Annotated in this window: 17 protein-coding genes; 6 read left to right on the forward strand and 11 right to left on the reverse strand. The window is 70.2% G+C overall.

The window, feature by feature from the left end:
• The first annotated feature begins 39 nt into the window (after positions 1-39).
• On the forward strand, positions 40-1,254 hold the full coding sequence (locus AB0436_RS05370) for an acetyl-CoA C-acetyltransferase (RefSeq protein ID WP_366466377.1): 1,215 nt from the start codon (positions 40-42) through the stop codon (positions 1,252-1,254).
• Positions 1,255-1,295: 41 nt separating this feature from the next.
• Positions 1,296-3,461, forward strand: a complete 2,166-nt coding sequence (locus tag AB0436_RS05375) for a 3-hydroxyacyl-CoA dehydrogenase NAD-binding domain-containing protein (protein WP_366466378.1) — start codon at positions 1,296-1,298, stop codon at positions 3,459-3,461.
• Positions 3,462-3,501: 40 nt separating this feature from the next.
• Here AB0436_RS05375 and AB0436_RS05380 read toward each other — a convergent pair whose 3' ends face one another.
• Positions 3,502-4,233: a MerR family transcriptional regulator gene (locus tag AB0436_RS05380; RefSeq protein ID WP_366466379.1), complete on the reverse strand. Its 732-nt coding sequence runs from the start codon at positions 4,231-4,233 to the stop codon at positions 3,502-3,504.
• A 188-nt stretch (positions 4,234-4,421) separates the two neighbouring features.
• On the opposite strand from AB0436_RS05380, the gene AB0436_RS05385 reads away from it, so the two are divergent.
• Complete coding sequence (locus tag AB0436_RS05385; RefSeq protein ID WP_366466380.1) at positions 4,422-5,303, forward strand: oxygenase MpaB family protein; 882 nt, start codon at positions 4,422-4,424, stop codon at positions 5,301-5,303.
• Here the strand turns inward: AB0436_RS05385 and AB0436_RS05390 are convergent.
• Entirely contained in the window at positions 5,293-6,327 is a 1,035-nt protein-coding gene (locus AB0436_RS05390; RefSeq protein WP_366466381.1) for a LacI family DNA-binding transcriptional regulator, read from the reverse strand. The two genes, AB0436_RS05385 and AB0436_RS05390, sit on opposite strands and share 11 nt — an antisense overlap.
• A 140-nt stretch (positions 6,328-6,467) precedes the next feature.
• Complete coding sequence (locus AB0436_RS05395; protein WP_366466382.1) at positions 6,468-8,015, reverse strand: M1 family metallopeptidase; 1,548 nt, start codon at positions 8,013-8,015, stop codon at positions 6,468-6,470.
• 251 nt (positions 8,016-8,266) lie between these two features.
• Between AB0436_RS05395 and AB0436_RS05400 the strand changes: the two genes are divergently transcribed.
• Both AB0436_RS05400 and AB0436_RS05405 read left to right on the forward strand, forming a co-directional pair.
• Positions 8,267-9,565 carry a M14 family metallocarboxypeptidase gene (locus AB0436_RS05400; protein ID WP_366466383.1) on the forward strand — a complete coding sequence of 433 codons (1,299 nt, stop codon included), beginning with the start codon at positions 8,267-8,269 and terminating at the stop codon, positions 9,563-9,565.
• Positions 9,562-11,199 carry an ABC-F family ATP-binding cassette domain-containing protein gene (locus AB0436_RS05405; protein ID WP_366466384.1) on the forward strand — a complete coding sequence of 546 codons (1,638 nt, stop codon included), beginning with the start codon at positions 9,562-9,564 and terminating at the stop codon, positions 11,197-11,199. Before AB0436_RS05400 ends, AB0436_RS05405 begins: the two co-directional genes overlap by 4 nt.
• A gap of 54 nt (positions 11,200-11,253) precedes the next feature.
• Here the strand turns inward: AB0436_RS05405 and AB0436_RS05410 are convergent, their stop codons facing one another.
• The 4 genes from AB0436_RS05410 to AB0436_RS05425 form a co-directional block, all read right to left on the reverse strand.
• Positions 11,254-13,662, reverse strand: coding sequence for a Tex family protein (locus tag AB0436_RS05410; RefSeq protein ID WP_366466385.1), 2,409 nt, complete (start codon positions 13,660-13,662; stop codon positions 11,254-11,256).
• Between the two features lie 67 nt (positions 13,663-13,729).
• Complete coding sequence (locus tag AB0436_RS05415) at positions 13,730-13,861, reverse strand: LPFR motif small protein (RefSeq protein ID WP_366466386.1); 132 nt, start codon at positions 13,859-13,861, stop codon at positions 13,730-13,732.
• A 118-nt stretch (positions 13,862-13,979) separates the two neighbouring features.
• Positions 13,980-14,837, reverse strand: a complete 858-nt coding sequence (locus AB0436_RS05420) for a hypothetical protein (protein WP_366466387.1) — start codon at positions 14,835-14,837, stop codon at positions 13,980-13,982.
• A 77-nt stretch (positions 14,838-14,914) separates the two neighbouring features.
• Positions 14,915-15,691 (reverse strand): enoyl-CoA hydratase/isomerase family protein, encoded by a 777-nt coding sequence (locus tag AB0436_RS05425; RefSeq protein WP_366466388.1) that lies wholly within the window; start codon positions 15,689-15,691, stop codon positions 14,915-14,917.
• Between the two features lie 212 nt (positions 15,692-15,903).
• Between AB0436_RS05425 and AB0436_RS05430 the strand changes: the two genes are divergently transcribed.
• Positions 15,904-16,407: an ATP-binding protein gene (locus tag AB0436_RS05430; RefSeq protein ID WP_366466875.1), complete on the forward strand. Its 504-nt coding sequence runs from the start codon at positions 15,904-15,906 to the stop codon at positions 16,405-16,407.
• Here the strand turns inward: AB0436_RS05430 and idi are convergent.
• From idi to galE, 4 genes are all read right to left on the reverse strand, one after another.
• A complete protein-coding gene (gene idi / locus AB0436_RS05435) occupies positions 16,373-16,933 on the reverse strand; it encodes an isopentenyl-diphosphate Delta-isomerase (RefSeq protein ID WP_366466389.1) in 561 nt (186 codons plus the stop codon). The genes AB0436_RS05430 and idi overlap by 35 nt on opposite strands.
• Before the next feature lie 128 nt (positions 16,934-17,061).
• On the reverse strand, positions 17,062-17,259 hold the full coding sequence (locus AB0436_RS05440; protein ID WP_366466390.1) for a hypothetical protein: 198 nt from the start codon (positions 17,257-17,259) through the stop codon (positions 17,062-17,064).
• A 48-nt stretch (positions 17,260-17,307) separates the two neighbouring features.
• Positions 17,308-18,249 (reverse strand): cation diffusion facilitator family transporter, encoded by a 942-nt coding sequence (locus AB0436_RS05445; protein WP_366466391.1) that lies wholly within the window; start codon positions 18,247-18,249, stop codon positions 17,308-17,310.
• A 142-nt stretch (positions 18,250-18,391) separates the two neighbouring features.
• The gene (galE, locus tag AB0436_RS05450) at positions 18,392-19,375 is read right to left on the reverse strand and encodes a UDP-glucose 4-epimerase GalE (protein WP_366466392.1); all 984 of its coding nucleotides are present in this window, start codon (positions 19,373-19,375) and stop codon (positions 18,392-18,394) included.
• Positions 19,376-19,602 lie beyond the last annotated feature (227 nt).

A 19,602-nucleotide genomic window follows, 5' to 3' on the forward strand; every position in this document is an offset into this window, starting at 1 on the left:
CACCCGCCCCTCCGTTCCGTCATCCGAAAGGCTGTTGTCTTGAGTACCGAAGCGTTTGTCTACGACGCGATCCGCACCCCGCGCGGGCGCGGCAAGGCCAATGGCGCCCTGCACGGCACCAAGCCGATCGACCTGGTCGTCGGGCTGATCCGGGAGATGCGCCGCCGATTCCCCGGCCTGGATCCGGCCGCCATCGACGACATCGTGCTCGGCGTGGTCAGCCCGGTGGGCGACCAGGGCTCCGACATCGCCCGTACGGCGGCCATCGCCGCCGGGCTGCCGGACAGCGTCGCCGGCGTGCAGGAGAACAGGTTCTGCGCCTCCGGACTGGAAGCCGTCAACCTGGCGGCCGCGAAGATCCGTTCGGGCTGGGAGGACCTGATCCTGGCCGGTGGCGTCGAGTCGATGTCCCGGGTCGCGATGGGCTCCGACGGCGGCGCCTGGGCCATGGACCCGATGACCAACTGGGACACCGGCTTCGCGCCCCAGGGCGTCGGCGCCGACCTGATCGCCACCATCGAGGGCTTCACCCGTCACGATGTCGACTCCTACGCCGCGCTGTCCCAGGAGCGGGCGGCCGAGGCGTGGAAGGACGGTCGCTTCAAGCGTTCCGTCGTGCCCGTCATCGACCGCAACGGCCTCGTCGTCCTCGACCACGACGAGCACATGCGCCCCGGCACCACGGCGGAGTCACTCGCGGCTCTGAAGCCCTCCTTCGCCACCATCGGCGAGATGGGCGGCTTCGACGCGGTGGCGCTGCAGAAGTACCACTGGGTCGAGAAGATCGACCACGTCCACCACGCGGGCAACTCCTCCGGCATCGTGGACGGCGCGTCGCTCGTCGCCATCGGCTCCGGCCAGGTCGGCGAGCGCTACGGCCTCGTCCCCCGGGCCCGGATCGTCTCGGCGGCCGTCTCCGGATCCGAGCCGACCATCATGCTCACCGGTCCCGCGCCCGCCACCCGCAAGGCGCTCGCGAAGGCCGGTCTGACCATCGGCGACATCGACCTGATCGAGATGAACGAGGCCTTCGCGGGCGTGGTGCTGCGCTTCGCCAGGGACATGGAGGTCCCGCTCGACAAGATCAACGTCAACGGCGGTGCCATCGCCCTCGGCCACCCGCTCGGCGCCACCGGCGCGATGATCCTCGGCACCCTCATCGACGAACTGGAGCGCCGCGACCAGCGCTACGGCCTGGTCACGCTCTGCGTCGGCGGCGGCATGGGCGTCGCCACCGTCATCGAGCGTCTCTGACCATGTCCCTTCCCTTACGGCCCGCACGGAGCTGCCACACCATGAGCGAGAACACCACCATCCGCTGGGAACAGGACGAGACCGGCGTGGTCACCCTGGTACTCGACGACCCCAACCAGTCCGCCAACACCATGAACCAGGCCTTCAAGGACTCGATCGCGGCCGTCGCCGACCGCGCCGTGGCCGAGCAGGACAGCATCCGCGGCATCATCTACACCTCCGCCAAGAAGACCTTCTTCGCAGGCGGCGACCTCAAGGAAATGATCAAGATCGGGCCGCGCGAGGCCCAGCAGGCCTTCGACACCGGCATGGCCATCAAGAACTCCCTGCGCCGCATCGAGACCCTGGGCAAGCCGGTCGTCGCCGCCATCAACGGCGCCGCGCTCGGCGGCGGTTACGAGATCGCGCTCGCCAGCCACCACCGCGTCGCCCTCGACGCGCCCGGCTCCAGGATCGGCCTGCCCGAGGTCACCCTCGGCCTGCTGCCCGCCGGCGGCGGCGTCACCCGGACCGTACGGCTGATGGGCATCGCCGACGCGCTGCTCAAGGTGCTCCTGCAGGGCACCCAGTACACCCCGCAGCGTGCGCTGGAGAACGGGCTGGTCCACGAGGTCGCCGCCACCCGCGAGGAGATGCTCGCCAAGGCGCGCGCCTTCATCGAAGCCCACCCCGATTCGCAGCAGCCCTGGGACGTCAAGGGCTACAAGATCCCGGGCGGCACCCCGTCGAACCCCCGGTTCGCGGCGAACCTGCCGGCCTTCCCCGCCAACCTGAGGAAGCAGCTGCAGGGCGCCCCCTACCCGGCGCCGCGCAACATCCTCGCGGCGGCCGTCGAGGGCTCACAGGTCGACTTCGAGACGGCACAGACCATCGAGGCGCGGTACTTCACCGAGCTGGTCACCGGACAGACCGCGAAGAACATGATCCAGGCGTTCTTCTTCGACCTGCAGGCCGTCAACTCCGGAGCCAGCCGCCCGCAGGGCATCGAGCCGCGCCCGGTCCGCAAGGTCGCGGTGCTCGGCGCCGGGATGATGGGCGCGGGCATCGCGTACTCCTGTGCTCGCGCGGGCATCGAGGTGGTGCTCAAGGACGTCTCGGCGGAGGCCGCGCAGAAGGGCAAGGCGTACTCGGAGAAGCTGCTGGCCAGGGCGCTCTCCCGCGGCCGTACCACCGAGGCGAAGCGCGACGCGCTGCTCGCCCTCATCACCCCGACCGGTGATCCGGCGGATCTGGCCGGCTGCGACGCGGTGATCGAGGCGGTCTTCGAGGACGCGGCCCTCAAGCACAAGGTGTTCCAGGAGATCGAAGGCGTCGTCGAGCCCGACGCGCTGCTCTGCTCCAACACCTCCACGCTGCCCATCACGCTGCTTTCCGAAGGTGTCTCACGGCAGGCCGACTTCATCGGGCTGCACTTCTTCTCACCCGTCGACAAGATGCCGCTGGTCGAGATCATCAAGGGCGATCGGACCGGCGACGAGGCCCTGGCGCGCGCCTTCGACCTGGTGCGGCAGATCAAGAAGACGCCGATCGTCGTCAACGACTCGCGGGGCTTCTTCACCTCCCGGGTCATCGGCCAGTTCATCAACGAGGGCGTCGCGATGATCGGCGAGGGCGTCGACCCCGCGTCGGTCGAACAGGCGGCAGCGCAGGCCGGGTACCCGGCCAAGGTGCTCTCCCTGATGGACGAACTGACGCTCACCCTGCCCCGCAAGATCCGCAACGAGGCCAAGCGCGCGGTCGAGGAGGCCGGCGGCACCTGGGCCGGGCACCCGTCCGACGCGGTCATCGACCGGATGGTCGACGAGTTCGGCCGCACCGGGCGCAGCGGGGGAGCGGGCTTCTACGAGTACGTGGACGGCAAGCGGGCCGGTCTCTGGCCGGGGCTGCGCGAGCACTTCACCCGGACGGGCGCGGACGTCCCGTTCGCCGACATGCAGGAGCGGATGCTCTTCTCCGAGGCACTGGACAGCGTCCGCTGCCTGGAGGAAGGCGTCCTCACCTCGGTCGCCGACGCCAACATCGGCTCCATCCTCGGTATCGGCTTCCCCGGCTGGACGGGTGGGGTGATCCAGTACATCAACGGCTACCGGGGCGGGCCTGCCGGATTCGTGTCCCGCGCCCAGGAGCTGGCCGCACGCTACGGCTCGCGCTTCGAGCCGCCCGCGCTGCTGCTGGAGAAGGCGGCGGACGGCGAGCAGTTCGGCTGAGCCCGTCGCGGGCAGGGACGGAGCTGCGTGGCCCGGCGGTTCATCCGTCGGTGTACCGGGCGCGCAGCTCCTCCTTCAGCGACCGCTGGAAGGCGGTCACCAGAGCCTGTACCACCATCGGCTGCATATGGGCGGAGAGCGACTTCATCGCCTCCACCGCCTCGGGGTCGTGCTCACGCTCGCGGTACGGCCCCCACACCTGGTCCTGGAAGAGCCTGGTCAGCTCCTTCGCCGCGGCCCGGGTGTGTTCGAGCACCACGGTGCGGGCAGCCAGGATGGTCTCGTGCGCGATGGGTACGTCCAGCAACTGAACGCCGAGCGCGAGCAGCCCGGTGTCCAGCCGGAAGACGTCGAGATCGCCGCCCGCCCGCTCCAGTACGTTCATCGCGGCCAGCCGGTCGATGTCCCCGTCGGACAGCGCACGGCCCGCCCGCCGCTCCAGCTCGGCACGGCTCACCTCATCGGCACCCTCGGGCGCCCAGGAGGCCACCACCGCGCGGTGGATCGCCAGATCGTGTGCGCTGAGATCCTCCGGCAGCTGCTGCAGATAGCGCTCGATCGCGGCCAGCGTCATCCCGTGGTGCTGCAACTCCTCGATGAGGGCCAGCCGGGACAGGTGCGCCGCCCCGTAGAGGCCGACCCGCCGCGGACCGATCACCGGCGGATGCAGCAGACCGCGGGAGCTGTAGAAGCGGACGGTGCGCACGGTGACCCCGGCGCGCGCGGCCAGTTCGTCGACCGTGAAGGCCGTCTCCTCGGTCTCCGTCGCCATGGCGGTGCCTCGTTCCGTGTTCGGCGGTGTGCGCTACCGGTGTACGGCCCCGGTCGGTCCGGTGCAACAGTATTGCTGTCTCACCAGCAGTGTGAAAAGGATCGGTGATCAGAATGCGGCAGTCGCATACTGGGTCACATACGAGACAGATCCTTGCCGGACGCCCGTAACCCACTGGGAGCACCCGCATGAGCAGCCACGGCACCCCGCCCGCCCCGCCGCCGCCCGGCGGGGTGCTGTGGAGCGAGGCCGGCGACATCCGGATGCTGCTCACGCTGCCTGCCGCACTGACCATGCAGGTGGCGCACCCGGCCGTCGGTGCGGGCGTCGACCAGTACTCGGTCTTCCGCACGGATCCCTGGGGCCGCGGCGAACGCTCGCTGCGTTCGGTGCAGCTGTGGGTGTACGGCGGCGAGGCAGCAGCCGAAGAGGGGCGCCGACTGCGGCGGCTGCACCGGACCATACAGGGCACCGACACCCGCGGCCGCCACTACCACGCCCTGGCCGGCCCGACCTACGCATGGGTGCATGCCACCGGTTTCCCGGTGTTCGTGCACGGCCGGAGGTATCTCGGCCGCCCCTACACCGAGGCGCAGGAACGTCAGCTGTACGCGGAATGGCTCCAGGTCGGGCGGATCCTCGGCATCAACGACCGGGACATGCCGCAGACCATCGAGGAGTTCTGGCCGTACTACCGGAAGATGCTGGCCGACGAGATCGAGGCCACCACCGTGGTCAGGGAGTTGGTCGGCGTCCACACGCCGGTGCCGCCGCCGGACCGTGGCCCGCGGCCGGTCCGGCTGCTGCTGCGGGCGTTGTGGCCGGTACTGCTGCCGCCCCTGGCACGTTTCCGCCGGTTCGTCACCATCGGCCTGATGCCGCCGGACGCACGGGAGGCGCTAGGTCTGCCGTGGACGCCGTCCCAGGAGCGGGCACTGCGCCGCTTCGGGCTGGTCGTCCGCGCCGTGGTTCCCGTGCTGCCCGGGCGGCTGCGCTATCTGCCCCTGGCCCGCGAGGCGCGGGCGCGTGCGGCGCGGACCGGTGCGGCGCGGTCGGGCCTCAGGCGCTGACCCGCCGCACCAGCTCGGTCGGCGTGACCACGGAGCCCGGCGGGGTGACACCGTCCCGGTCGAGGCCCCGGACCAGTACCTGAACCATCAGTCGGCCCATGCCTTCGATGTCCTGACTGACCGTGGTGAGCGGAGGGTCGGTGGATTCCGCGACATTGACCATATTGTCGAAGCCGACCACCGCCACGTCATCGGGCACCCGCCTGCCGTGCTCGCGCAGTACCGCCAGCGCGCCGGACGCCATCAGATCGTTGGCGGCGAACACACCGTCCACCTCCGGGTGGCGCGCCAGCAGTCCGGTCATCGCCACGGCCCCGCTCCCGGCCGTGAAGTCCCCCTGCACGGTCAGGCCCGGATCGGCGTCGAGCAGCACGTCCCGGTAACCGTCGAGCCGGTCGATGGCCGAGGTCTGGTCCTGCGGGCCGGCGATATGAGCGATGTGCTGGCGGCCCAGCGACACCAGGTGCTGAACGGCTTCCCTGGCTCCGCCCCGGTTGTCGCAGTCCACATAGGGCACGGCCAGGCCGGACTCCGGTCCCGCCCACACCGGGCGGCCGCCGAAGACGGTCGGGATGCCGACCTTGTGGGTGACAGCGGGCAGCGGGTCCTCGGTGTGCAGCGAGAACGCCAGGGCCCCGTCCACGTGGCCACCGGCCAGGTACCGCGCGATCCGGTCGTAGTCCCCGCTGCCCTCCACCAGAAGCAGCACCAGCTGCGAGTCGTGGGCGGTCAGTTCCCGGCTGATCCCACGGAGCTGCAGGGAGAAGAACGGATCCGAGAAGATCCGGATCTCCGGTTCGGCGATGATCACGGCGACCGCGCCGTTGCGCCGGGTGACCAGCGTCCTGGCCGCATGGTTCGGCACGTATCCGAGTTCATCGACGGCCTGCCGGACCCGCTCGACCAGTGGCCGGCGCACGCCGTCGCCACCGTTGACCACCCGCGAAGCCGTCGCGCGGGACACGCCCGCACGAGCCGCCACGGCCTCCAGGGTGGGCCGCGAGCCGGGTATCGAAACGGGCAACGGAGGCTCCTCGTCCGCGTGGCTGCCGGTCCGCTGGTCGTCACCGGTCTGCGGAGCCGTTGCGGCCCCGGGCCAGCGTAACCAGCAGCCCTCCACGCGGAAAGCCGCGCCGCACCCGGACGGGGCGGCGCGGCTGTCGGTCAGTGCCCGTGGACGGTGTGCTTGTGGATGGTGTGCTTGTGGACGGTGTGCTTGTGGACTGTGTGGGTCTGCTCGATCTGCGCCCAGGACCGGGGCCGGGCAGGCCGCGCGTGCTTCGCGCCGCCGGCTGCGGCGATCCGCAGCTGTGCCGCTGCCGGGGTGGCCGGCTTGGCAGCCGTGAACAGCCAGGTGTCGAAGAACGCGGCCAGCGGTGTCCCCGAGACCTGCTCCGCGTACTTCTCGAAGTCGGAGACCGCCGCATTGCCGTAGGCGTGTGCGGCCGGCCAACCCTTGAGGATCCTGAAGAAGGCCGTGTCACCGATCTTGTTCCGCAGCGCCTGCAGGGCGAGCGCGCCCCGGTCGTAGACGGCGTCGTCGAACTGATGGTCCGGCCCGGGGTCGCCCGGCTTCACCGTCCAGAAGGCGTCGTCGGCCGGGTGCGACGCGTACACGTAGTCCGCCAGCTGCTGGGTGCTGCCGTCGCCCTCGCTGTCCGACCAGAGCCACTGGGCGTAGCTGGCGAAGCCCTCGTTGAGCCAGATGTCCTTCCAGCCCTTGACGGACACACTGTCGCCGTACCACTGGTGCGCCAGTTCGTGGACGATCACCGATACGTTGGACCCGTTCGCAAACTGTTTCGGGCTGTAGAACGGCCGGGTCTGGGTCTCCAGCGCGTAGCCGGTGGTGGTGTTCGGCACGTAGCCGCCGAGTGCGCTGAAGGGATATCTGCCGAAGTATCCACTGAGCCAGTCGGCGACCTCGCCGGTGCGCTCCACGCTCGCGCGCGCGGCGCCGTAGTTGTCAGCCAGGTCCTTGCTGTACGCGTTGACGATGGGCACACCGGCGGCGGTGGTTGCGGTGGTGATGTCGAATCTGCCGACCGCGAGCGTGGTCAGATAGGTCGCCTGCGGCTTGTTCTCCCGCCAGTTGAAGGTGGTCCGGCCGAGCTTCGAACTCTGCGACTGCAGAACACCGTTGCTGAGCGCCTGGGTGCCGTCGGGCACGCTCACCGAGACGTCGTAGGTGGCCTTGTCCAGCGGGTGGTCGTTGCTCGGGTACCACCACCAGGCGGACTCGGGCTCGTCCGCGGCGACCGCCCCGTCCGGGGTCCGGTGCCAGGTGGAGAACCCGTACGCCGACTTGCTCGACGGAACACCGCTGTACCGGACGACCACGGTGACGGGCGCGCCTTTGGCCAGCGGAACGGCCGGGGTGATCTGCAGCTCGTGCTGTCCCGATGTGGCGAAGGACGCCTCGGCACCGTTGACCCGTACGTCGCTCACATCGAGCAGAAAGTCCAGATCGAAGCGCGAGAGGTCCTGCGTGGTGGTGGCGAGGATCGTCGCCGTGCCCTTCAGGAGGTCGGTGGACGGCTCGTACCCGATCTTGAGGTCGTAGTGCGAGACGTCATATCCGCCGTTGCCGTAGGCCGGATAGTAGGGGTCGCCGATGCCCGGGGCCCCGGGAGTGAAGTCGGCTGCCGATGCCGGGATCGCCAGCATGAGCGAGGCCGCGAGCACGCCCGGGACGATGAGTCTGCGGTGCACGGAAGCTCCAAGTCGTGGGGGTCATGGATCTCTTCGACCCTATTCAGCGCACGATCCGTTGGTCATGTCCACGGTCACTGCTGTCACACCACCGTCATCCGGCCGTCATGCGCTCCGCCGCCCGTGCCCTGGCCGGGCGCCAACATGGAGCCCGCCGACCCCTGTTGCCGCGATGAAGCCCGGGGTAACTTCCGCCTGACGACGACACGCAGGGTCTCGACCGAGCCTGCCCCCATCCCTGGAGATGCCCGATGCCGCCTCGTGTCCGCCCGTTCGTCGTGGGTGTCGTCGCGGTGGCTCTCACCCTGCCGCTGGTCACCGCGCCCGCCCGCGCCACGGCGGACGTGCCGCGCACCGGGTTCGAGACCAGCCGCGGCGCGCACTGGACCTCCGCACCGGACGAGCAGCGCTTCCTGGCCGCGGTGGACCGCTCGAGTGACCGGATGGAGGTCCGCAGGATCGGCTCGACCGCGCGCGGCCGTCCCTTGCAACTCGTACGGATCGGGGCGCACCACGGAACCGACGTCATCCTGCTGGTCTGCGGCCAGCACGGCAACGAGCCGGCCCCCCGCGAAGCCTGTCTGCTCACCATCCGCGCTCTCGCCCGGGACGAGTCCCGGGCGACCCGGGCCCTCCTGGTGCACACCACGGTCCTCGTCATCCCGACCGCCAACCCGGACGGACGGGCCGCCGACACCCGTACGAATTCCGAAGGGACGGACATTAACCGTGACCATCTCGCGCTGCGGTCCGCCGAGGCCGGCGCCATGGCCGCGGTGATCCGCGACCGGCACCCCGATGTCATCTACGACATGCACGAATACGACGCCACGGTGCCCGGCTACGACGACGACCTGATGACGCTCTGGCCGCGCAACCCCAACACCTTCGCCGCTGTCCACCGGGAGGCACGCCTCCTCTCCGACGACTACGTCAGACCTGCCGCGGCGGCCGCCGGTTTCGGCAGCGGCCACTACGGCATCTGGACCGACCAGGTGACCGGACGTCCCCTCCGGCAGGTCGCGGGCGACGGCCAGGAGCGCATTCTGCGCAATATGGCAGGCATCAAGAACGCCGTGGGGCTGCTGGTGGAATCCAGGGCCGACCCGATCGGCGACACCGAGAAGGCGCATCCCGCGCTCGGGTACAGACGTCGGGTCGCCACACAACTCGCGGCGCTCGAGGGCGCGTTCAGCTACGTCGAACGGCGGCGCGGCCGGCTCGTAGCGGCCACCCGGGCCGCCCGCGCGGCAGGGCCGGCGGACCGCGGGCCGATCTACCTCGGCGGGGCGGACAACGATCCGGCCACTCCGGCGCAGACCCTCGCGGACCCGCCCTGCGGATACCGGCTCACCACGGCGCAGTACACGGCCGTGCGGGCCCGGCTCGATCTGCACGGGATCACGGTGCACCGCACGCCCGGGGGCGCCTTCGTGCCCCTGCGCCAGCCGGAGCGGGCGCTCGTACCGCTGCTGCTGGACGCGCGCGCCGGTTACCCGCTGACGGCGGGCCGGCCCTCCGCCGACTGCTTAGAATCAGTCCCCTCATGACTGCAACCCTCGTCGCCAAAGATCTCGCCGCAGGCCACGGCGACCGTTCGCTCTTCTCCGGCCTCGATCTCGTCGTCGCGCCGGGTGACGTGATCGGTCTCGTCGGCGTCAACGGCGCGGGTAAATCCACTCTGCTGCGCCTCCTCGCCGGCCTGGACAGTCCCGAGGAGGGCGAGCTGAGACTGTCGCCGCCCACCGCGACCGTCGGCCACCTCCCGCAGGAACCCGAACGGCGCGAGGGTGAGACGGTTCGCGACTTCCTCGCCCGGCGTACGGGGGTGGACGCCGCGCAGGCCGCGATGGACGCGGCCACCCAGGGCCTGGTCGACGGAACCCCGGGCGCCGACGACGCCTATGCCACCACCCTGGAGCGGTGGCTGGATCTCGGCGGGGCCGACCTGGACGAGCGGGCCGACGAGGTGGCCGGATCCCTCGGCCTGACGGTGGGCCTCGATCAACCGATGACCTCGCTCTCCGGCGGCCAGGCGGCCCGGGCCGGCCTCGCCTCGCTCCTGCTCTCGCGCTACGACGTCTTCCTGCTCGACGAGCCGACCAACGACCTCGACCTGGACGGCCTGGAGCGGCTGGAGCGCTTCGTCAGCGGGCTGCGCGCGGGCACCGTCGTGATCAGCCACGACCGGGAGTTCCTGACCCGGACGGTCACCAAGGTCCTGGAACTCGACCTCGCCCAGCAGCAGATCACGCTCTACGGCGGTGGCTACGCGGCCTATCTGGAGGAACGCGAAACGGCCCGCAGGCACGCCCGGGAGGACTTCGAGGAGTACGCCGACAAGCGGTCCGCACTCGAGGGCCGGGCACAGATGCAGCGGGGCTGGATGGACAAGGGCGTGAAGAACGCCCGCCGCAAGGCGACCGACAACGACAAGGTCGGCCGCAAATTCCGCAGCGAGGCGAGCGAGAAGCAGGCCGCGAAGGCCCGCCAGACCCAGCGCATGATCGAGCGTCTCGACGTGGTGGATGAGCCCCGCAAGGAGTGGGAGCTCCGGATGGAGATCGCCAGGGCGGCCCGTTCCGGAGCGGTCGTCGCCACGCTGCGCGATGCGACCGTCGATCGCGGCGGCTTCACCTTCGGACCCGCGCACCTCCAGATCGACTGGGCGGACCGGGTCGCCATCACGGGTGCCAACGGCGCGGGCAAGTCGACCCTGCTGGGTGCGCTGCTCGGCCGGGTCCCGCTCGACACCGGGCACGCGGCGCTCGGCGCGGGGGTGGTGGTCGGCGAGGTCGACCAGGCGCGCGGTCTCTTCTACGGAGACGACACCCTGCTGGCCGCCTTCTGCGCCGCTGTCCCCGAGACGGAACCCGCCGAGGTCCGCACACTGCTGGCGAAGTTCGGTCTGAAAGCAGCCCATGTCACCCGCCCGGCGACGACTCTGTCACCGGGCGAACGCACCCGCGCGGCGCTCGCCCTGCTGCAGGGCAGAGGTGTCAATCTGCTGGTTCTGGACGAGCCCACCAACCATCTGGATCTGGAGGCCATCGAGCAGCTGGAGTCGGCGCTCGACTCCTACGAGGGCACCCTGCTGCTGGTCACCCACGACCGCCGGATGCTGGACGCGGTCCGTACCACCCGCCGCATCGAGGTGGCGGACGGCAAGGTGACGGAACTCTGACACGCTGCCGTTGTCCCGGACCGCTCGCGGCGGTCCGGGACAACGGCAACCCGGTCAGCCGCGCCGGCCACCACCCGATTTCGGGTCGGTCAGGCCGGCCCGCCGCAGGGCGTCCGCCATCGCGCTGTTCGCCGGGGCCGGCGCCGAGGACTGCCTGCCGCCACCGCTGCGCCGCTCCCGGCCGTCGCTCTGCCGCTGTTGCGGAGGCCGACCGCCCTGGCCGCCCTGCCTGCCACGGGAGCGCTCCGGCCGCTCCCCGCCGCCGGCCGACTTCGGCGCCGCCTCGTCGTCCAGCCGCAGCGTCAGCGAAATCCGCTTGCGCGGGATGTCGACGTCCATGACCTTCACCTTGACGATGTCACCGGACTTCACCACATCGCGCGGATCCTTCACGAAGGTCCTGGACAGCGCCGACACATGAACGAGCCCGTCCTGGTGGACGCCGATGTCGACGAACGCGCCGAAAGCCGCGACGTTGGTGACCACGCCCTCCAGGATCATCCCGGGCGTCAGATCGCCGAGCTTCTCCACACCCTCCTTGAAGGTGGCCGTCTTGAAGGCGGGCCGCGGGTCGCGTCCGGGCTTCTCCAGCTCCCGCAGGATGTCCGTCACCGTGGGCAGCCCGAAGGTGTCGTTGACGAAGTCGGCCGGATTCAGCGAGCGCAGCAGGGGGGCGTTGCCGACCAGCGAACCGCCGCCCGCCGACTTCGCCATCGCCCGCACCACGGGGTACGCCTCCGGGTGCACGCTCGACGCGTCCAGCGGGTCGTCGCCGTCCCTGATCCGCAGAAAGCCCGCACACTGTTCGTACGCCTTCGGGCCGAGCCGTGCCACGTCCTTGAGTGCCTTGCGGGAACGGAAGGGGCCGTTGGCGTCCCGGTGGGCCACGATGTTCTCGGCGAGTCCTGAGCCGATGCCGGAGACCCGCGACAGCAGCGGTGCCGAAGCCGTGTTGACGTCCACGCCGACACCGTTCACACAGTCCTCGACCACCGCGTCGAGTGAACGGGAGAGCTTCACCTCGGAGAGGTCGTGCTGATACTGGCCCACCCCGATCGACTTGGGGTCGATCTTGACCAGTTCGGCGAGCGGGTCCTGCAGTCGGCGGGCGATGGACACGGCGCCGCGCAGCGTGACGTCCATGTCGGGCAGTTCCTGCGAGGCGAAAGCGGACGCCGAATACACCGAGGCGCCCGCCTCGGAGACCATCACCTTGGTGAGCTTCAGCTCCGGATGCCGGGCGCACAGCTCACCGGCGAGTTTGTCGGTCTCCCGGGACGCGGTGCCGTTGCCGATGGCGATCAGATCGACGGCATGCTCCTTCGCCAGGCGGGCCAGCTTGGCCAGCGCCTCGTCCCAGCGGTTGGCGGGGACATGCGGATGGATCACGTCGGTCGCCACCACCTTGCCGGTGGCGTCCACCACGGCGACCTTCACGCCGGTACGAAATCCCGGGTCCAGGCCGAGCGTGGCGCGTGTCCCGGCGGGCGCCGCCAGCAGCAGGTCACGCAGATTGGACGCGAAGACCTTGACGGCCTCGTCCTCCGCGGCGGTGCGCAGCCGCAACCGCAGATCGATGCCCAGATGCACCAGGATCCGGGTCCGCCACGACCAGCGGACCGTCTCGGCCAACCACGGGTCGCCCGGCCTGCCGCGGTCGGCGACCCCGAAACGCCGGGCGATCATGTTCTCGTACGTCGAGGGGCCGGGGGCGTCCGACGGCTCCTCCGGCTCGAGAACGAGCTCGAGCACGTCCTCCTTCTCGCCCCGGAGCATGGCCAGCACCCGGTGCGAGGGCAGGGCGGTGAACGCCTCGGCGAAGTCGAAGTAGTCGGCGAACTTGGCGCCCGCCTCCTCTTTGCCGTCCCGCACCTTCGCGGTGAGCCGGCCGCGCGACCACATGCGCTCGCGCAGCTCACCGATCAGGTCGGCGTCCTCGCCGAACCGTTCGGCGAGGATGGAACGCGCGCCCTCCAGCGCGGCCGCGGGATCGGCGACGCCCTTCTGCGGGTCGGCGAACGCCGCGGCGGCCGCGAGCGGCTCCGCCGAAGGGTCGGCCAGCAGACCGTTGGCAAGGGGTTCGAGACCGGCCTCGCGGGCGATCTGTGCCTTGGTCCGACGCTTCGGTTTGAACGGGAGGTAGATGTCCTCCAGTCGCGCCTTGGTCTCCGCCGCCCGGATCTGCGCCTCCAGGGCGGCATCGAGTTTGCCCTGCTCCCGCACGGACTCCAGAACGGCGGTCCGCCGCTCCTCCAGCTCCCGCAGATAACGCAGCCGCTCCTCGAGCGTGCGCAGCTGCGCGTCGTCGAGCATCTCGGTCGCTTCCTTGCGGTAGCGCGCGATGAACGGCACGGTCGAGCCGCCGTCGAGCAGCTCGACGGCGGCCTTCACCTGCCGCTCCCGGACGCCGAGTTCCTCTGCGATCCTGCCTTCGATGGAAGCTGGAGTGGTCGTCGTGGTCACGATCCGGTACCGCCTTCTCGCTGAGCTTGAACCAGCATTGTGGCAGGCGGCACGGACAGTCGACGGATCACACCCCGCGACCCCGTGCGGAACTCGAGGCTCCGCCGAAGAGCCGGGCCAGGGCCCGGAAAGGCAGGGTGACGACGGTGGCGATGGCGCCACCGATCTGGCGCAGCACATCTGCGATGGCACGCAACACGTTGGCTCCCTTCTCGCATCGGGTGTACTCCGGTGCGCTCCGGACTTGCCGTCCGATGCGAACCTTGTACAGTCCGCGTTGCCGTCTCTGCCGTGGATAAACCCGCAGACGGTGGTAATCAGCCGGCCAGATCCGCCGGGAACGCCCCCGCGCTCGCTGCGGTGGCCAGGAAGCCGCGGCCCAGTTCGGTGAGCCGCTCCACCCCCTCCGCGCCCAGGTGCTCGTACGGTGCGAGGTCGAGCCGGTCGGTGTCCGTCTCGATGTCCTCGCGGAGCTGCTTTCCCGCCTCGGTCAGTCCGCCCTCGTCGTCCAGCAGCCCGCGGCCCCGCAGTCGCTGCGCGGCCGCGTCCCAGTCCGCCCGGCGCCAGCCGCGGGTGGCGAGGATCCAGCGCGGGGCCATGCCCTTGCCGGTCGCGGTGTGGCTGACCAGCGCCTCCAGCGGGCCGAGCCCGGCGGTGAGCAGCGCCGCGAGGTGCCCGTCGCCCCGGTGCTCGCGCAGCAGCGTCGCCGCGTGCCAGAGCGCCAGATGCGGCTGCTCGGGCACCGGCAGATCGGCGTGGGCCGAGTACAGCGGCCGGGCGTGCCGCGAGCAGCCCTCCGCCGCGTGCAGCGCGAGCCCCGCGGCCTCCGCCATCTCGGCAGAGGTGACGTTTTCCTCGCCGAGCAGGCGGCGCAGCGTGGCATCGACGGCCCGCAGCCGCGCGTCGAGCACGACCTCGGGAGAGGCCGTCTGCCAGACGGCGGGCACGTGCCGGGCGATCAGCTCGGGATTGAAGTTGTAGAACGTGGCGGCGATGGCACCAGCGCCCACCGCTCCCATCGCGGCGCCCCGCCCGGCGAAGTAGGCCGCTCCCGGATCGTCGATGCCCACCGCCGCGAGCTCCTTGGCGAAATCGGGGGAGAAGTACAGCGTCGAGTGCAGCGGGTTGACGGAGTTGTGGCAGCGACGGCCGGCGCGCGGCGGGAGGGAGGTCATGACGGACATGTTACCGACTGGTCGGTACGTCAGGGAAGGGCTGTGTGACCGCACCGAAGACGGAGCCCTCCCCCTGGTCATCCCGTATCGGCGACGCCCGCAGCCGGCGGAGCAGGGCTCCAGGTGAAGCGCGGCTCGCGCCGTTCCAGGAAGGCGGTGACCCCCTCTGCGGTGTCGCCCGCCCCATGGGCCTGGTCCCTCCAGTACGCATCGCGGTCGTGGTGGCCCCCGGCGAACTCCTTGGCTGCGGCCTGCGTCAGCTGCGACCGCGACACCAGGATCCGGCTGAACTCGGCTACCCGCTTGTCCAGTTCTCCGGCGGCCAGCACCTCATCGACCAGGCCGGAGCGCAGCGCGCGCTCCGTGCCGATCAACTCGGCGGAGAACAGCAGGTACTTGGCAGTGGCCGGACCCACCAGGCCCACCAGCCTGCGCGTGGCGGACGCGGGATAGACGATGCCGAGCTTCGCCGGCGTCACGCCGAAGGAGGCGCCCTCCTCGGCGAAGCGGAGGTCGCACGCTACCGCCAGCTGGCAGCCGCCGCCCACGCAGTAGCCGCGTACGGCCGCCAGCGTCGGCTTGGCGAAGGCGGCGAGCGCTTCCTCCGCCCGGACCGCGAGCCCCTGTGCCTGCTCGCCGGGCTCGTGCAGGGTGGAGATGTCGGCGCCGGCGCAGAAAGTACTGCCCGCACCGGTGAGCACCAGGACACGCACGGCGGGGTCGCCCGCCAGCCGGTCGAGGAGTGCCGGGAACGACCGCCACATACCGGCCGTCATCGCGTTGCGCTTGGCGGGGTGGTTGATGACGACGGTGGCGATTCCGTCCGCGATGGTGTGGTCGAGCTGCGGCTCCATGCCTCGGATGCTAGCGGAGCCGGTAAGCAGGAAATGTGAATGCAAAAGCATGAGTAAGAGATCGGAATCGGTCGCAGAAGAGGCATAGTCGAACCTTGACGATCGAATTACGTCGATAGGCGCTGACTTCTGTTCAGTTGACCGGTACCGTCCTGTTCATTCCCAACACTCGTCGTGTGGTGACAACCGAGCGCGAGGGCGGGGGCCGGGATATGGAGAGCCGCGGGAGCAACAGCCCGCCCGAGCCGGCTTCGGTCCGTCCCCCGTCGTACGAAGGCGTGTGGCGGTTCACCGCTCCCGCGGTCGACGTCTCGGTGCCGCAGGCACGGCACGCCGTCCGGGATCTGTTGAGACGCCAGCAGGTCCCGGTGGTCGACGAAACGGTGCAGTGCCTGCTGCTGATCGTCTCCGAACTGGTCACCAACGCGGTACGGCACGCCGCCCTGCTCTCCCCCGAAGTGGCCGTCGAGGTCGCGGTGGGAGCAGCGTGGATCCGGGTGTCCGTCGAGGACAACCATCCGTACCGGCCCAAGGCGCTGGAGGCCGACCACGGGCAGACCGGCGGCCGCGGGCTGATGCTGGTCCGCGAGATGACCGCCGATGCGGGCGGCACCTGCGGGGTGGAACAGACCGCGAGCGGCGGCAAGGTCATCTGGGCCGCGCTGCCGCTCGCTCCGGCGCTCACCAGCCGCCGCGTGGCCCCGTCAGCTCTTTGACCGCGGGTCGCGCCGCGTCGAGCACCGTCATGAACCAGGCGGAGAACGGAGCCGATGCGTGACGCTCGGCCAGTTCGGCCGCGGTGACGAATGCTGTGTCGTCCACCTCCTCGGCGTCGGGGTGCAGGGGCAGCCGCACCAGCCCCACGAAGAGATGGTTGAACTCCTGCTCGACCAGGCCCGATTCGGGGTCCGGGTGGTTGTAGCGGACCGTGCCCGCCTCGGCGAGCAGGGTGGGGGAGACGCCCAGCTCCTCGTAGGTGCGCCGGGCCGCGGCGGCGAACGGGGATTCGCCCGGATACGGATGCCCGCAGCAGGTGTTGGACCACACACCGGGGGAGTGGTACTTGCCGAGCGCCCGACGCTGGATCAGCAGCCGTCCCGACTCGTCGAAGAGAAACACCGAGAAGGCCCTGTGCAGTTGACCGGGGGCCTGATGTGCGGAGAGCTTCTCCGCCGTCCCGATGGTCGTGCCGCTCTCATCGACCAGTTCGAGCATGATCGCTTCTGCTGCGCCGTTCGACATAACCATCCTTAGCATCGGGCATCACCGGCTCCTCAGTCTGCCGTACAAAAGCGGCTTGTCCGCACTTCGGAGCGCGGGACGTGTCGGTGCCCCCAGCACACTGCGTGGTGGGGGCACCGACCGGAATATCAGAATTCTCCGGCCGCTGTGACACCGGCCGGGTGCTCGGGGTGCAAGGCGTATCCGGCATAACCGTATTCCCCGCCGTGATCACGCCGCATGGCGAGTTCCCAGTCGCTCTCCGGCTGCCCGTACACGCCGAGTACGCGGTACCCGGCGGCCACGGCGCCCCCGTCCGAACGACCCGTCGGCGTGGGGAAGTTCACCCATACCGGTGTTGCGGGTGCGTCCTTGTGTCCGGCGACGGCCGGCAGTCAGTGGCAGAGCTTCGCCTCGTGCTCCGCGTGGCCCCCGGGCTCGAGTTGGAACGTGCAGTGCTCCACATCGAAGTGGTGCCCGAGGCAGCCCTGCAGGTCGTGCAGTATCTTCTCGTGCCCGCCCGAGTCGAGGACGCCGGGGCTCACCACCACATGCGCGGAGAGCACCGGCAGGCCGGAGGTGATGGTCCAGGCGTGCAGGTCGTGTACGTCCGCCACACCGGGCAGGCCCAGGATATGGGCCCGTACGTCTCCCATGTCGATGTTTTTCGGTGCCGCCTCCAGCAGCACATTGAGCGTCTCGCGGAGCAGCTTGACGGTACGAGGAACGATCATCAGGCCGATCACCAAGGACGCGACGGGGTCCGCGACCTGCCAGCCGGTCGCGAGGATCAGCCCGGCAGAGACCAGCACGGCGACCGAGCCGAGTGCGTCGGCCAGCACCTCCAGATAGGCGCCGCGGACGTTGATGCTGTCCTGCTGCCCCCGCACCAGAATGGCGAGCGAGATCATGTTGGCGACCAGGCCGACCAGACCGAAGACGATGGTGAGGCCGCCCGCGGTGTCGGCCGGACTGATGAACCGCTGGATCGCCTCGTAAAGGACGTAGCCACCCACGCCCAGCAGCAGCAGACAGTTGGCGAGCGCCGCCAGGATCTCCGCCCTGGCGAAGCCGAAGGTGCGGTTCCCGCTGGCCGGCCGGTTGGCGAAATGGATGGCCAGCAGCGCCATGGCGAGCCCGAGCCCGTCCGTCGCCATGTGCGCGGCGTCCGCGATCAGCGCCAGGGAATCCGCGACCAGACCGCCGACGATCTCCACGACCATCACGCTCAGGGTGATGCAGAGCGCGATCCGCAGCCGCCCCCGATGGGCCGCCGCAGCGGTGCCGGTCGGCGGCGGCCCGCCGTGCGCATGTCCGTGATCGTGCCCAGCCCCCATGAAGGCCACCTTCCGGTTCGCGAGCAGGTCTGTCGGGAAGCCAGCTAACTACGGTGCAGGGGTACCGGGCAACACGAGACTGAACACCGTTGTCAGCTGCGCTGACCTGCGGAAATGATCGCAGGTCGGCGCGGTGTCGAGGTCAGTCCCGGCCGGCCTCGGGGTGTTGCGCGCACCATCCCTGCCACGCCGAATCGATCATCTCGCGCACCCCGCGCGATGCCTTCCAGCCGAGTTCCCGGGTTATCAGCTCCGCAGAGGCGACCGCCTTCGCCGCGTCTCCGGGCCGGCGTGGCTCGATCACCGGCGGCAGGGGGAGTCCGGAGATCTCGCCCACCAGATCGGCCAGTTCCCGCACCGATACGCCCTGACCGCGGCCGATGTTGATGGTGAGATCACCGGCAGCCCGCTCGCCGGAGAGCTTGCGGGCGACCGCGAGATGGGCGTCGGCGAGGTCGGCGACATGGATGTAGTCGCGGATGCAGGTGCCGTCGGGTGTGGGGTAGTCGTCACCGAAGATCCGGGGGGCCTCACCACGGGTCAGCCGGTCGAAGAACATCGGGACGACGTTGTACACCCCGGTGTCCGCCAACGCGGGCGTCCCCGCGCCCGCCACATTGAAGTAGCGCAGACAAGCCGTGGAGAGCCCGTGCGCCCGGCCCGCGGCACGCACCAGCCACTCGCCGGCCAGCTTCGTCTCGCCGTACGGGTTGATCGGCAGGCAGGGGGTCGACTCGGTGATCAACTCCACATCGGGAACGCCGTACACGGCGGCGGACGAGGAGAAGAGGAAGCGCCGCACCCCCGCTGCGACCACCGCTTCCAGCAGCACCGTCAGGCCGTGGACATTGTCCCGGTAGTAGCGCAGTGGCTGCTCCACCGACTCCCCGACCTGCTTCTGGGCCGCGAGATGCACCACACCGCCGACCTCGTACCGGGCAAGGGTCTCGTCGAGCAGCTCGCGGTCCAGGACGGATCCGCGGACCAGCACGGTGGTGTCCGGCAGCCGCTCGGCCGCCCCGCTGGAAAGGTCATCGAGGACGACCACCCGTTCACCGGCCGCCGCCATCGCCCGCACCACGTGCGACCCGATGTATCCCGCACCACCTGTGATCAGCCATGTCATACCGGCCACCCTATAGAGCGCCGATGTGCGCGAGTCCCGCGGTTTGTCGCCCGGGGGATCGATCGATCATGATGTCCGCGGCAGGTGGAGCACAGCCGGGCCCGGCGTGGTCGGGACGTAAACGGCCCGTGAACTCCAGCTTCCATCCATCCGATAGCCTCTGCCGACACGTCGCCCGCCCCTGCCTGGGACGGGCCGTCTCAGCGTGTGCCACGCCGGCTCCAAGG

It is taken from the genome of Streptomyces sp. NPDC051322, assembly GCF_040689485.1.
Taxonomy (GTDB): domain Bacteria; phylum Actinomycetota; class Actinomycetes; order Streptomycetales; family Streptomycetaceae; genus Streptomyces.

What these genes read in the sequence shown, in the direction of transcription:
- AB0436_RS05375 (WP_366466378.1), top strand. Translation starts at nt 1,296, where the DNA reads ATGAGCGAGAACACCACCATCCGCTGGGAACAGGACGAGACCGGCGTG.
- AB0436_RS05380 (WP_366466379.1), bottom strand. Translation starts at nt 4,233, where the DNA reads ATGGCGACGGAGACCGAGGAGACGGCCTTCACGGTCGACGAACTGGCC.
- AB0436_RS05385 (WP_366466380.1), top strand. Translation starts at nt 4,422, where the DNA reads ATGAGCAGCCACGGCACCCCGCCCGCCCCGCCGCCGCCCGGCGGGGTG.
- AB0436_RS05400 (WP_366466383.1), top strand. Translation starts at nt 8,267, where the DNA reads ATGCCGCCTCGTGTCCGCCCGTTCGTCGTGGGTGTCGTCGCGGTGGCT.
- AB0436_RS05405 (WP_366466384.1), top strand. Translation starts at nt 9,562, where the DNA reads ATGACTGCAACCCTCGTCGCCAAAGATCTCGCCGCAGGCCACGGCGAC.
- AB0436_RS05420 (WP_366466387.1), bottom strand. Translation starts at nt 14,837, where the DNA reads ATGACCTCCCTCCCGCCGCGCGCCGGCCGTCGCTGCCACAACTCCGTC.
- AB0436_RS05425 (WP_366466388.1), bottom strand. Translation starts at nt 15,691, where the DNA reads ATGGAGCCGCAGCTCGACCACACCATCGCGGACGGAATCGCCACCGTC.
- AB0436_RS05430 (WP_366466875.1), top strand. Translation starts at nt 15,904, where the DNA reads ATGGAGAGCCGCGGGAGCAACAGCCCGCCCGAGCCGGCTTCGGTCCGT.
- idi (WP_366466389.1), bottom strand. Translation starts at nt 16,933, where the DNA reads ATGTCGAACGGCGCAGCAGAAGCGATCATGCTCGAACTGGTCGATGAG.
- AB0436_RS05445 (WP_366466391.1), bottom strand. Translation starts at nt 18,249, where the DNA reads ATGGGGGCTGGGCACGATCACGGACATGCGCACGGCGGGCCGCCGCCG.
- galE (WP_366466392.1), bottom strand. Translation starts at nt 19,375, where the DNA reads ATGACATGGCTGATCACAGGTGGTGCGGGATACATCGGGTCGCACGTG.